General features: G+C 69.9%; 11 protein-coding genes. 6 read left to right on the top strand and 5 right to left on the bottom strand.

Annotated features, from left to right (window positions below; translation table 11 throughout):
* Both ACYP33_RS28790 and ACYP33_RS28785 read right to left on the bottom strand, forming a co-directional pair.
* A partial coding sequence (locus ACYP33_RS28790) for a hypothetical protein (RefSeq protein ID WP_459624782.1) occupies positions 1-187 on the bottom strand: 187 nt, incomplete at its 3' end.
* Positions 188-213: 26 nt separating this feature from the next.
* Positions 214-1,050, bottom strand: a complete 837-nt coding sequence (locus ACYP33_RS28785; protein ID WP_459624781.1) for a carbon-nitrogen hydrolase family protein — start codon at positions 1,048-1,050, stop codon at positions 214-216.
* Positions 1,051-1,189: 139 nt separating this feature from the next.
* Between ACYP33_RS28785 and ACYP33_RS28780 the strand changes: the two genes are divergently transcribed.
* From ACYP33_RS28780 to ACYP33_RS28770, 3 genes are all read left to right on the top strand, one after another.
* Positions 1,190-2,020, top strand: coding sequence for a response regulator transcription factor (locus ACYP33_RS28780; protein ID WP_414441378.1), 831 nt, complete (start codon positions 1,190-1,192; stop codon positions 2,018-2,020).
* A gap of 61 nt (positions 2,021-2,081) precedes the next feature.
* Positions 2,082-2,315 (top strand): hypothetical protein, encoded by a 234-nt coding sequence (locus tag ACYP33_RS28775; protein ID WP_459624780.1) that lies wholly within the window; start codon positions 2,082-2,084, stop codon positions 2,313-2,315.
* Positions 2,316-2,360: 45 nt separating this feature from the next.
* Positions 2,361-7,178, top strand: coding sequence for a DEAD/DEAH box helicase (locus ACYP33_RS28770; RefSeq protein WP_459624779.1), 4,818 nt, complete (start codon positions 2,361-2,363; stop codon positions 7,176-7,178).
* 33 nt (positions 7,179-7,211) lie between these two features.
* On the opposite strand, the gene ACYP33_RS28765 is transcribed toward ACYP33_RS28770, so the two are convergent.
* Together ACYP33_RS28765 and ACYP33_RS28760 are read right to left on the bottom strand one after the other, a co-directional pair.
* Positions 7,212-8,819, bottom strand: a complete 1,608-nt coding sequence (locus ACYP33_RS28765; protein WP_459624821.1) for a methyl-accepting chemotaxis protein — start codon at positions 8,817-8,819, stop codon at positions 7,212-7,214.
* 330 nt (positions 8,820-9,149) lie between these two features.
* Positions 9,150-9,788, bottom strand: a complete 639-nt coding sequence (locus ACYP33_RS28760) for an HD domain-containing protein (RefSeq protein WP_414441375.1) — start codon at positions 9,786-9,788, stop codon at positions 9,150-9,152.
* A gap of 126 nt (positions 9,789-9,914) precedes the next feature.
* On the opposite strand from ACYP33_RS28760, the gene ACYP33_RS28755 reads away from it, so the two are divergent.
* On the top strand, positions 9,915-10,889 hold the full coding sequence (locus ACYP33_RS28755) for a GlxA family transcriptional regulator (protein ID WP_414441374.1): 975 nt from the start codon (positions 9,915-9,917) through the stop codon (positions 10,887-10,889).
* A gap of 108 nt (positions 10,890-10,997) precedes the next feature.
* Here the strand turns inward: ACYP33_RS28755 and ACYP33_RS28750 are convergent, their stop codons facing one another.
* Entirely contained in the window at positions 10,998-12,119 is a 1,122-nt protein-coding gene (locus tag ACYP33_RS28750) for an MBL fold metallo-hydrolase (protein ID WP_459624778.1), read from the bottom strand.
* Positions 12,120-12,203: 84 nt separating this feature from the next.
* On the opposite strand from ACYP33_RS28750, the gene ACYP33_RS28745 reads away from it, so the two are divergent.
* Complete coding sequence (locus tag ACYP33_RS28745) at positions 12,204-12,839, top strand: TetR/AcrR family transcriptional regulator (protein ID WP_459624777.1); 636 nt, start codon at positions 12,204-12,206, stop codon at positions 12,837-12,839.
* Between the two features lie 331 nt (positions 12,840-13,170).
* The coding region (locus ACYP33_RS28740; RefSeq protein WP_459624776.1) for an NTP transferase domain-containing protein at positions 13,171-13,462 on the top strand (292 nt) is incomplete at its 3' end.

The raw sequence follows: 13,462 nt of genomic DNA, 5'->3' as shown, positions 1-13,462 counted from the left end.
CGGCGAGCCGGGCGAACGGTCGGACGGCAAGCCGATCAGGCGATGAGGCTGTCGAGCGGCAACGCAACGACAGCGAGGCCGCAACCCGGCACGAAGCAACAGCGAAACGGCAACTGAACAGCAACTGCGCAGCAACCAAGCAGCGCCGCAGCAAAAGGCAGCCACCACGAAGCGGCAGGCCGGTCATGAGCCGGCGCGCCGCCCCGCCCGGGTTCAGCGCGCGCGGATCACGCGGCCGCGCCCCGCGAACGGCGCGGCGTCCGGCGCGGGATCGTCGCGCAGGTCGAGCCGCACGCGCGCGTCGTGCAGATAGCTGTAATGCTCCCGGCTCGCCGCGAGCAGCGCCGGGTCGAGCGTGGTGCACAGCACGGCATCCTCGCCGTGCAACTCGCTCAGGACATCGCCCGACGGCGCGATCAGCGCCGACTCGCCGGGGAAGCTCAGGTTGTCGTCGCCGCCGCCGATGCGGTTGACGAGCGCCGCGAACATCTGGTTTTCCATCGCGCGCGCCACGATCGCGCGGCGATGCACGGGGCCGAACGGATCCATGTTGCCGTTGGTCACGATCAGCAGATCGGCGCCGAGCGAGGCGATCGCGCGGGCCGTCTCGGGAAATTCGATGTCGTAGCAGATCAGCAGGCCGACCGTCAGGCCCTTGAATTCGCACACGGCAAAGCGCTCGCCCGGCTCGAACACGCCGACGTCGGACGCCCACAGGTGGGTCTTGCGGTAACGCAGCGCGATCTCGCCGGCGGCGTCGATCAGCACCGTGGTGTTGTAGAAGCGCTCGCCGTCGCGCTCGGCGAACCCCACCGCCACGCCCGTGCCGGCCGCGCGCGCGGCGTCGCGCACCGCGCGCAGCGACGGGCCGTCGAGCGGCTCGGCCACGTCGCGCACGTTCTCGCGGGTCGGAAAGCCGGTCAGCGTGGTTTCGGGAAACACGATCAGGTCGGTGCCGTCGCGCCGCGCGCCGATCACCTCGGTCACGCGCGCCAGGTTCGGTTCGACGTTGCCGTCGACCACCGGGATCTGCGCCAATTCGATTTGCATCTGCTTGCCTCCAGTATTGCGGGCCGATAGACTCGCGCTCGCATTGCGCCGCGGGCCGAGGCCTGCGGCGTGGCGCTATTATCGGGACGTTATTTTTGTCCAGGAATTCCCCACCTGGGTTACCACGATCGGAGGACACATGGAACTCGACTGGCGCGATCTCGCGTTCCATCACCACGTCGCGACGCTGATCGAAGCGATCGACAGCGCCGACTTCTGGACCCGCCTGAGCCGCGTGCTGCAACGCTTCGTGCCGTTCGACAGTTGGGTGGGGCTGCTGTTCGCGCGCGAGCGCGCCCCGCTGGTGTGCGCCGAATCGCCCACGCCCGACGGCACCGTGGATGTGATGTTCCAGAGCTACCTGGGCGCGCTGTACCAGCTCGATCCGTTCTATATCGCGGCCTGCGAGCGCCCCGCCTCGGGCCTCGTCACGCTCGAATCGGTCGCGCCGGACAACTTCCGGATGACCGATTATTACCAGCGCTACTTCAAGAGCAACATCATCGGCGACGAGGTGCAGTTCAACCATGCCGTCGACGAGAGCCACACCCTGATCTTCTCGCTCGGCGCGACGCGGCGTTACAGCGAGCGCGATCTCGCCGTGTTCGCGGTGGTGGCGCCGTGGGTGATCGCGCTGATGCGGCAGCGCCTGCCTTACGAAACCTTTACCGGCGGCAGCACGCGCGGCACGGCGCTCGAAGCCGATGCGGCGCTGCCGGCCGCGCCCGACGAGGCCAGCTACGCCGAGCATTTCGAGCGCGTGGTGCAGCAGCGCGGGCACACGCCGCTGACGGCGCGCGAGGTCGAGGTAGTGCGACTGAGCTTGAGCGGCTTCTCGACACGCGCGATTTCCGAGCGGCTGACGATCTCGTTCGAGACAGTGCGGGCGCACAAGAAGCACATCTACGCGAAGCTCGGCGTCAATTCGCAGTCGGAACTATTCGCGCTGTTCTACGAGCCGGGGCGCTGAGTTCGGCCGCCGGCCGCGCACGGGCATTGCGTTCGGCTGGAGCATCCCCATCTGGGCCGGTGTGGTCGATGTGGCCGGTGTGGTCGATGTGGTCGATGTGGTCGATGTGGTCGATGTGGTCGATGTGGTCGATGTGGTCGATGTGGTCGATGTGGTCGATGTGGTCGATGTGGCCGACGTGGTCGGCATGGTCGCCATGACGCCGCTCGTGCCGAGCACCCCGCGTCAGCCGATCCGGCCCCACCGGCGCTCTGGCACACTGGTCCTTTCCCTTCGGCCATCACTGCACCCTTAACGGGGCGCGTGCGCCTTGCGCGCCGCGCCCGCCCGAGCCATCGCGATGGACACCCGTACCCGCCGCCCCCGCCCCGGCAGCAACCCGCTCGACGCCTTTCATCCGGCCGTCGCCGCGTGGTTCGCGCGCCGCTTCGACGCGCCCACCGAGGCGCAGGCCCGCGCCTGGCCACCGATCCAGGCCGGCCGTTCGACGCTGGTGGCCGCGCCGACCGGCTCGGGCAAGACGCTGACCGCGTTCCTCTGCGCGATCGACGAGCTGGTGCGCGACGCGCTCGCGCACGACGGCACGCTGCCCGACACCACGCTGGTGGTATACGTCTCGCCGCTGAAGGCGCTGTCGAACGATATCCGCACCAACCTCGACGCGCCGCTGGCCGGCATCGGCGAGGAACTCGCGCGGCTCGGCCTGCCGGTGCCCGAGATCCGCACCGCCGTGCGCACCGGCGACACCACGCAGGCCGAGCGCAACGCGCTGCGCAAGCGCGCCGCGCATATCCTCGTAACCACGCCGGAATCGCTGTACGTGCTGCTGTCGTCGGAATCGGGGCGGCGCATGCTGTCGACGGTGCGCACCACCATCGTCGACGAGATCCACGCGCTGGCCGGCAACAAGCGCGGCAGCCATCTGGCGCTGTCGCTCGCGCGGCTCGATGCGCTGGCCGGGCGGCCGCTGCCACGCATCGGGCTGTCGGCCACACAGAAGCCGATCGACCGGGTGGCGCGGTTCCTGGTGGGCACGACGCATGCGGCGAATCCGGGCGATACGCAGGATGACGAAGCAAACGGCGCGGCCGCGCCGGCCTGCACGATCGTCGATGTCGGCCACGTGCGCGAGCGCGATCTCGCGCTCGAACTGCCGCCCGTGCCGCTCGACGCGGTGATGTCGAACGACGTGTGGGAGCGCGTGTACGACCGCATCGCCGAACTCGCCGCCACGCATCGCACCACGCTCGTGTTCGTCAACACGCGCCGGCTGGCCGAGCGGCTCGCGCGCCATCTCGGCGACCGGCTCGGTAACGACGCGATCGCCGCGCATCACGGCAGCCTCGCCAAGGAAGCCCGTTTCGACGCCGAACAGCGCCTCAAGCACGGCAAGCTCAAGCTGCTGGTGGCCACCGCCTCGCTCGAACTCGGCATCGATATCGGCGACATCGACCTGGTCTGCCAGATCGGTTCGCCGCGCGGCATCGCGCCGTTCCTGCAACGCGTCGGCCGCTCCGGGCACCAGGTCGGCGGCACGCCGAAGGGCCGGCTGTTCCCGCTCTCGCGCGACGAGCTGGTGGAATGCGCAGCGCTGCTCGATTGCGTGGCGCGCGGCGAACTCGACCAACTGCGCATGCCGCAGGCGCCGCTCGACGTGCTCGCGCAGCAGATCGTTGCCGAGGTGGCCTGCGCGGAATGGGACGAAACCGCGCTGTTCCGCTGCTTCACACAGGCCGCGCCCTACGCGGCGCTGCCGCGCGAACGCTTCGACGAGGTGCTGGCGATGCTCGCCGAAGGCTTTTCGAGCCGGCGCGGGCCGCGTCGCGCCTATGTGCATCGCGACCTGAGCACCGGCACGATACGCGCCCGGCGCGGCGCGCGGCTCACGGCCGTGACCTCGGGCGGCACGATCCCGGATACCGCCGATTACGCCGTGCTGCTCGAACCGCAGGCCACGCAGATCGGCACCGTCAACGAGGATTTCGCGATCGAGAGCCTGGCCGGCGACGTGTTCCAGCTCGGCAACCAGTCGTACCGGATTCTGCGCGTCGAGAACGGGCGCGTGCGAGTCGAGGACGCGCGCGGACAGGCGCCGAACATCCCGTTCTGGCTCGGCGAGGCGCCGGGGCGCAGCGACGAGCTGTCGGCCGGCGTCGCGCGGCTGCGCGCCACGATCGACGCGCTGCTCGAACAGGGCGAACTCGATCGCGCCGCCCCGGCCGCCTCGCGCGCGATCGGCGCGGCGCGGACGTCGGCGGCGGTGGCCGTTACGGCGCGAGGGGCGTCGACGGCGACAATGCCGGCCAAAGGGGCTGCCTCGGCGCAGGTTACGCCGACGACTGCCGCGCAGGCCAAGGCGGCTGCCTCGGGACGGGCCACGCCCACGACTGCCGCGCCAGCCGAGGAGCCTGCCACGGAACCGGCCACGCCGATGGCCGCCACGCCAACCAAGGCGCCTGCCCCGGCGCGAACCACGCCCACGACTGCCACGCGGACCAAGGCGGCCCGCAAGCCGCCCGCGCAAGCACCGGAGCCGACCGCAGCCGTGTCGCCCGATGCTTCCACTCCGCCCGCATCCCCCTCGGCGTCCACCGAAGCCACCCGCCTCGCCCCCGCCCTGGCCTGGCTGACCGCCTCGCTCGGCCTCGCCCCCGAAGCGGCGCGGCAGATCGTCGACTATCTGGCGCGTGCCCGCGCGGCGCTCGGCGCACTGCCGACCCAGCAGACGCTCGTGATGGAGCGCTTCTTCGACGAATCGGGCGGCACCCAGCTCGTGATCCACGCGCCGTTCGGCAACCGCATCAACCGCGCGTGGGGCCTCGCGCTGCGCAAGCGCTTCTGCCGCACGTTCAACTTCGAGCTGCAGGCCGCCGCCACCGACGACGCGATCATCCTGTCGCTGTCGCTCGCGCACAGCTTCGTGCTCGACGAAGTCTGGCGCTACCTGCGCGCGGCCACCGCCGAGCACGTGCTGGTGCAGGCGCTGCTCGACGCGCCGCTGTTCGCGGTGCGCTGGCGCTGGAACGCCACCACCTCGCTCGGCCTGCCGCGCTACACGGGCGGCCGCCGCACCGCGCCGCAACTGCAACGCATGAAGAGCGAGGACCTGCTCGCGACCGTGTTCCCCGATCAGGTGGCCTGCATCGAGAACATCGTCGGCGAGCGCGAAATCCCGAAGCACCCGCTGGTCGATCAGACGCTCGACGATTGCCTGCACGACGCGCTCGACACCGAAGGCTGGCTCGCGCTGCTGCGCCGCATCGAAGCCGGCGAGGTGACGCTGGTGGCGCGCGACCTGCCCGCGCCGTCACCGCTGGCCGCCGAGATCCTCAACGCGAAGCCGTATGCGTTCCTCGACGACGCCCCGCTCGAAGAACGTCGCACGCAGGCGGTGCTGGCGCGCCGCTGGACCGACCCCGAATCGGCCGACGATCTGGGCGCGCTCGACGCCGACGCGATTGCCGCCGTGCGCGAGGAAGCGTGGCCGCTGGTGCGCGACACCGACGAAGTGCACGACGCGCTGGTCAGCCTGGCCTGCGTCAGCGACGACGAAGCGCACGCGCACGACGGCTGGTTCGCGGCGCTCACCGAGCTGGCAGCGGCCAGGCGCGTGAGCGCATTGCAGGTGACCGATGCGCTCACGCTGTGGGTGCCGGCCGAACGGATCGCCTGCCTGCGCGCGTTGCATCCGCCCGCGCGCCTCGCCCCGCCGCTCGCCGCGCCGAAAGGCCGCGCCGCCGTGGACTGGACGCCCGAAGCCGCGCGCCTCGACGTGATCCGCGCGCGGCTGACCGGCTTCGGCCCGCTGCCGCTGACCGCCATCGCCGCGCCGCTCGGCCTGCCCGACGCCGAGGTGCAGGCCGCGCTGCTCGCGCTCGAAGCCGAGGGCTACGTCATGCGCGGCCGCTTCACGCCCGGCGCCAGCGTCGAGGAATGGTGCGAGCGGCATCTGCTCGCGCGCATCCATCGCTACACGGTCAAGCGTCTGCGCCGCGAGATCGAGCCGGTGGAGCGCGCCGATTTCATGCGCTTCCTGCTGCACTGGCAGCACGCGAGCGGCGACACCCGCGGCCAGGGCCGCGACGCGCTGGCCGCGGTAGTCGAACAACTGGAAGGCTTCGAGGCGGCGGCCGGCGCGTGGGAAGACGAACTGCTGCCGGCCCGCTTGAGCGATTACACGACGGGCGGCATCGACGAGCTGTGCCGCTCGGGCCGCATCGTCTGGACCCGCATCGCGCCGCCCGCGCGGCCGGCCGGCGCGGCGGCCAAAAGCGGCGGCGGCCCCGTGAAGACCACGCCGATCGTGCTGCTGCCGCGCCGCCATGTCGGCGTCTGGCAATCGCTGCACGAGGGCGCCGCCCCGGCGCTGTCGGCGCGCGCCACGCGCGTGCACGACGCGCTGGCTGCGCACGGCGCGATGTTCTTCGAGGAATTGGTGGACGACACGCACCTGCTGCCCGTCGAACTCGAACAGGCGCTCGGCGAGCTGGTGGCGGCCGGCCGCGTCAACGCCGACAGCTTCGCCGGCCTGCGCGCGCTGCTGCGCCCAGCCGTCAAGCGCAGCGCGTTCTACAGCCCGCGCACGCGGCGCGGCGGCGCGTTGATCGGCGGCATGGACGACGCGGGGCGCTGGTCGCTGGTGCGGCGGCCGGTGCGCGTCGAGATCGCGGGAGACGAGGACAGCAACGGCTCGGGCGGCAAACGCGACACGCTCGAACATCTGGCCTGGACACTGCTGCGCCGCTACGGCGTGGTGTTCTGGCGGCTGCTCGAACGCGAGGCCGCATGGCTGCCGCCGTGGCGCGAACTGTTGCGCGTCTATCAGCGGCTGGAGGCGCGCGGCGAGATTCGCGGCGGCCGTTTCGTGGCGGGGCTGGCCGGCGAGCAATTTGCGTTGCCGGAAGCGATTCCGGTGCTGCGCGAGATTCGCCGCCAGCCGGCCGACGGCCAGTGGATCGCCGTCAGCGGCGCCGATCCGCTGAACCTGGCCGGCACGCTGCTGCCGGGCCGCAAGGTGCCGGCGCTGGCCGGCAACCGCGTGCTGCTGCGCGACGGCGTGGCCGTGGCCGCGCTGATCGGCGGCGAGTTCGTGTATGAGGATGCGCTGCCGCCCGATGAACGCGAGACGGCGCGCGTGAAGCTGGCGCGGCGGCGCTGAAACGCGCCGCCGAAGCTCACGACAGTCTCAGTCTCAGGCCAGCGCAGGCGTGCCGAGACGCGGCGCGGCCCCATACGACGGCGCCAGCGCCTGCCCGCCGTTGCCGCCGGTCAGGCGAAACACCGACACCGCCTCCGACAGCACCGCCGACTGCTCGTCCAGCGACTGCGCCGCCGCGGCGGCCTGCTCGACGAGCGCGGCGTTCTGCTGCGTGACCTCGTCCATCTGCGTGACGGCCTGATTGATCTGCTCGATGCCGCGCGACTGCTCGTCGGAAGCCGCCGAGATTTCCGCGACGATGTCCGACACGCGGCGGATCGCCTCGCGCACGCGGCCCATCTTGTCGCTGACCTCGTTGGCCTGCCCCGCGCCGCCCTCGATCAGCGTGACCGACGAGGCGATCAGCTCCTTGATCTCCTTGGCCGCCGCCGCCGAACGCTGCGCCAGCGTGCGCACTTCCGACGCCACCACGGCGAAGCCGCGCCCCTGTTCGCCGGCACGCGCCGCTTCCACCGCGGCGTTCAGCGCCAGGATGTTGGTCTGGAACGCGATGCCCTCGATGGTGCCGGTGATCTCCGAAATCTTGCCCGAGCTGCCGCTGATCTTGAGGATCGTGTCGACCATCTCGCGCATCGCCTGGTTGTTGTCGTCGGCCAGGTTGGTCGCGTTGGTGGCGAGGCCGTTGGCCTGACGCGCGTTCTCGGCGTTCTGCTTCACCGTCTCGGTCAGTTGCGTCATGCTCGACGCCGTTTCTTCCAGCGAGGCGGCCTGCTCCTCGGTGCGCGCCGACAGGTCGAGGTTGCCGGTGGCGATTTCCTTGGCCGCGAGCGAGACCGAGCCGGTGCTCGCCTGAATGCGGCGCACGGTTTGCGACAGTTGCCCGTCCATCGCCTTCAGCGCATGCATGAGGTCGCCGAATTCGCCGCGATAGTGGCTGTCGATGCGCGCTTCGAGGCGGCCGTCGGCGATCGTGTTGGCCACCGCAATCGCGCTCTCCAACGGGCGCATGATGGCGCGCAGCAGGTAGACCGACGCAGCGGCCGCCACCAGCATGCCCACGATCACGAGCGCGATCGCGATGGTCAGCGCGGTGCGCGCGCTGTCGCCGCTGTCGGTCGTCATTTGCCGCGCCTGCCGGTCGTTCAGCGCGATATCGGCCTTGATCTGGTCGAGCATCGCGTCGGCGGAGGCGTTCTCCGCGTCGATGATCTGCCCGGCCGCGTCGTAGTTGCCGGCGGCGAGCGCCGACAGGATCTGCTGGGTGGACTGATGCAACTGCGGCATGGCCGCGTTGATCTTGTCGGCGATCTCGTGCTCCGCGGGTGACGTGATCGCGCCCGGGTAGTAGCCCGGCCACTGCTTGTCGAGCTGTTCGAGCGACTGGCGGATCGAGTCGATCCCCGCGCGGGTGCGCTCGTCGGAGTGCACCACCTGCAAGGTCCGCATCAGGCGGCGGATGTCGAGCACCTCGCCGCGCACCGCGCCGAGAATCCGAACCGGTTGCACCACGGTGGTGTATTCGTCGCTGACCGTCTGCCTGAGGTGCGAAATGGTTAGCGATCCGAAGATCCCGACCAGCGCGATGATCAACACGCAGGCCGTCATGGCCATCACGATTTTGAAACGAACGGTGTGATGCATGCGGCTCAAGATGCGGTTCTCCAGTTCTGTCGCCCCGCAATGCGACGGGTGTCGATGCGGCGTCGGCATCCGTCGACACAGCGTCGGACACCAGCCCGCGATTACGGCCCGCCGCGATCCAACTTTAGCTTTTTCGGTATTTTTCTTTCTTAAACAGGAATGAATACCGGAATACAGGTAAGCATTCAGAAATCTTCTGATGAATAACGCAAATGGCCCGCCCGGCGTGCAATCTGCCCAGGCGGGCCGGTTCGCCGCGCGGTATGCGATTACACCGTGCATACCGATTTCTTTCGGCGTTTCCGCAAAACGCGCGCAGCCGCTTTACGCTCAACCGCGCCAGGCGGAACAGCGAATCACCGAACAGAAATTGCCGGCGTGGAAATGCGGCTCCTTGTCGGCGATCACGTCGGCCTTGACGTTGCCGAAGGTCGTGTCCGGCTTGTGGCGGATGCCGTCGTAAAACGCCTGGATGATGTCTTCCTTGAAATGCGGCGTGCGCGGGTGCGCATGCGTGACGGCGTCGCGTTCGTGATCGCTGTATTGCTTGTAGGTCAGGCCGAGCACGTCCATCTCCACGCCGGCCGTGACCAGCGCGACCACCGGGTGCATGTGCTGCGGAATGCCGGGCGTGGTGTGCAGCGCGATGGCGGTCCAGACCAGATCGATGTCGTGCTGCGCGATGCCGCGCTGGCGCAGGAAATCGCGCGCGGCGTTCGCGCCGTCCACCTCGAAGCGCTCGTGCGCGCTGCTGTGCGACGGCACCAGGCCGACGTCGTGGAACATCGCGCCCGCGTAGAGCAGTTCCGGGTCGAACTTCAGGCCGCGGTCGCGCCCGGCCAGCGCGCCGAAGTAATAAACGCGGCTCGAATGATGAAACAGCAAGGGACTTTCGGTGTCCCGAACGAATTCCGTGATGTCGCGGGCCAATTGGCTGTCGGGCACGCTGATGCCGCCGATGTCGATCATGATGTTCTCCGTGTGTGGGCTTCGGAGACCATTCTCCCGCGTGCTAGTATTGTCTTCAATCGGCGTGACACGCCACTTTCTGCCAAATCGCGCGGGAAGCGGCCACCGCCCTCAGCGGGAGTTTTCATGAGCAAGACCATCGCCATCCTGGCCGTGCCGGGCGTGCAGTTGCTGGACGTCAGCGGGCCGCTCGACGTGTTCGCGCAGGCCAACCTGGAAGCAGGCCGCGCGGCTTACCAGTTGCAGGTGCTGGCCTGCGAGCCGGGGCATCTGGTCAGCTCGTCGGGCGCGCGGCTGGTGCCCGACGCGGTGGTCGGCGACGCCCTGCCCGATCCGCACACGCTGCTGGTGGCCGGCGCACCCGGCATCGCCACGCACGACGCGCCGGCCGTGTCCGGCGCCGTGCTGGCCTGGCTGCGCGGCGCGGCGAAGCGCTGCCGCCGGTTCGGCTCGGTGTGCACCGGCGCGCTGGTGCTGGCCGATGCCGGCCTGCTCGACGGCCGCCGCGTCACCACGCACTGGGCCGCCGTCGAGGCGCTGGCCGCGCGCTGCCCGGCCGCCGAGATCGAACCCGATGCGCTTTACGTGCGCGACGGCAAGCTGCGCACGGCGGCCGGCGTGACGGCCGGGCTGGACCTGGCGCTCGCGCTGGTCGAGGAGGATCTCGGCCGCGAGATCGCGATGCGCGTGGCCAATCAGTTGGTGATGTATTTCAAGCGGCCGGGCGGGCAATTGCAGTTCAGCCGCCACGGCGAGACGGCGCCGGCGGGCCGTTCGGTGCTGCAGGACGTGCAGCGCTGGGTGGCCGCGCAGCCGGGGCTCGATCACAGCGTGGGGAGCCTCGCCGAGCACGCGGGCCTGAGCCCGCGGCATTTCGCGCGGCTGTTTCATGCGGAGGTGGGGGTCACGCCGGCGGCGTGGGTGGAGATGGCGCGCGTGACGGCGGCGCGCGCGCTGATCGAGACGGCCGGCGATGCGCCCAAGCAGGTGGCCGCTAAATGCGGCTTCGCCAATGCGGATGTGCTGCGCCGTGCGTTCGTCAGGCACGTGGGCGTGACGCCGGCCGAGTATCGCAAGCGTTACCGGCGCGAGGCGGACTGAGAGGTCAGCCTCGCGACGTTGGCGTTGGCGTTGGCGTTGGCGTTGGCGTTGGCGTTGGCGTTGGCGTTGGCGTTGGCGTTGGCGTTGGCGTTGGCGTTGGCGTTGGCATCAAGTCGCGCTGGTCCCGCGGCAGCGCCAGCGGCGTTGCCGCACCGGTTCGGCCGCCACCACTTCCGTCACGTTGCGCCACCAGCGTTCGCCGCGATGCGGCGCGGCCAGGTCGAGCCGCTCGCCCATGCGTGGCGTGGCGAGCGGAATGCCGCGCGCGGCCGCCAGGCCGAACACGCGCTCGAACGGGTCCTGCCAGCGGTGCATCGCCAGATCGAACGTGCCGTTGTGCACCGGCATCAGCCAGCGTCCGCCCAGATCCTGGTGCGCCTGCACCGTCTGCTCGGGCTGCATGTGCACGTACGGCCATTGCGCGTCGTAGGCGCCGGTTTCGAGCAGCGTCACGTCGAACGGGCCGTAACGTTCACCGATCTCGCGGAAGCCGTCGAAATAGCCGGTGTCGCCGCTGAAGAACACCCGCAGGTCGCCGTCGATGATCGTCCACGAGGCCCACAGCGTGCTGTCGCTGTCGAACAGGCTGCGGCCCGAAAAGTGCTGCGCCGGGGTAGCCGTGAACGCGATGCCGTGCAGTTCCGTGCCCTGCCACCAATCGAACTGGCGCACCTTGGCCGCGTCGACGCCCCATTCGATCAGGCGATCGCCCACGCCGAGCGGCGTCAGGAACACCTCGGTAGTGGCGGCCAGCGTCAGCACGGTGTCGCGGTCGAGGTGATCGTAATGGTCGTGCGAGAGGATCACGCCGGCCAGCGGCGGCAGGTCGGCCAGCGCGATCGGCGGTGCGTGGAAGCGCTTCGGCCCCATGTTGCGGAACGGCGAGGCGCGCTCGGCGAACACCGGATCGGTCAGCCAGAACTGGCCGCGCAGCTTCAGCAGCATCGTGGAATGGCCGAGGCGGTAGAGGCTGCGGTCGGGCGCGGCGTCGAGCGCCTCGCGCGTGAGCGGATCCACCGGCAGCGTGCCGGCCGGCGCGGTGCCGCCCGGCTTGTTGACGAGCATGTTCCAGGCGATCGACACCATCTTGCCCATGCCCTCGGCCGGGCGCGGCCGCACGTTGCGGAAGCGCTCGCCGTCATGCTGCGGCGAGCCGGCCGACATTGCGCGGCCTCGGCGCGCGGCGGCGAAGCCCAGCGTGCGGCTGAACCATTGGGAGAGCGAAGTCATCGGGATCCGTCCGGAATCGAAAAGTAGACTCGCTAGTGTAGTTTGTTTCCGGGAAAAGTAAACCGGGCAGTGTAAAATTCGCCCATGGACTCCAATGCTTCCCCGACCCGCCTGACCGACCGCAAACGCGCCGCCATCGTCGGCGCGGCGATCGACGAATTCCTGTCGGCCGGCTACGACGCCACCAGCATGGATCGCATCGCCGCCAGCGCGCAGGTGTCGAAGCGCACCGTCTACAACCACTTCCCGAGCAAGGAGGCGCTGTTCGCGGCGATCCTGCACCGGCTGTGGGATTCGACGCGCGCCGGCGACGCGCCCGTCTACCGCGCCGACGCGCCGCTGCGCGGCCAGTTGATCGAGCTGCTGATGCGCAAGCTGCGCCTGCTCAGCGACGACACGTTCCTGTCGCTGGTGCGCGTGGCGATCGCCGCCGCGATCCATTCGCCCGAACAGGCACGCGAGATGGTGTCGCGGCTCGGCGAGCGCGAGGAGGATCTCGGCGCGTGGATTCGCGCGGCCGCGGCCGACGGGCGCTTGAGCGTGGATGACCCGCGTTTCGCGTCGGAGCAGTTGCAGGGGCTCGTGAAATCGTTCGCGTTCTGGCCGCAGGTGGCGATGGGCCAGCCGGCCGTCGCCGGCCCGGCGCAGCGCGTGCTGGCCGAATCGGCCGCCGACATGTTTCTGGCGCGCTATGCGCGGGGGGATGCCGGGCGGGATTGATGCGCGGCGTCGCGGTTCAGTGGTCCACGGATGTGGTTCACGGCTTGTGGTGCGAGATGCGAGATGCGTGGCTCGCGGCTCGCGCTTTTCGGCTTTTCGGCTTTTCGGCTTTTCGGCTTTTCGGCTTTTCGGCTTTTCGGCTTTGCGACTTGCGACTTGCGACTTGCGACTTGCGACTTGCGACTTGCGACTTGCGACTTGCGACTTGCGACTTGCGACTTGCGACTTGCGACTTGCGACTTGCGGCTTGCGGCTTGCAGCTCGCAGCTTGTAGTTCACGCCGCCCGCCCGCACAATCGCCCTCACAGTTCACCCGCTCACGGCCTTGCTCATGGTTGATCTGCATTCCTCGCGATTTGTCGGCGTGCTGCTGGCCGCCGGCCTCGGCACCCGTTTCGACCCTTCCGGGCAGGACAGCAAGCTGCTCGCCGCCTTGCCCGACGGCACGCCCGTGGCGCTGGCCGCCGCGCGCCGGCTGCGCGCCGTGATTCCCGACGTGATCGCCGTGGTGCGCCCCGGCGCGGACGTGCTGGCCGAGCGGCTCGCGATCGTCGGCTGCCGCGTACTGGTGGCCGGCGAGGCCGTGCAGGGCATGGGCGCGAGCCTGGCCGCCGCGGTGCGCG

Source organism: Burkholderia sp. 3C (genome assembly GCF_054589155.1).
The sequence above is the reverse complement of the archived record's forward strand: the minus strand, read 5'-3'. Positions and strand labels throughout refer to the sequence as shown.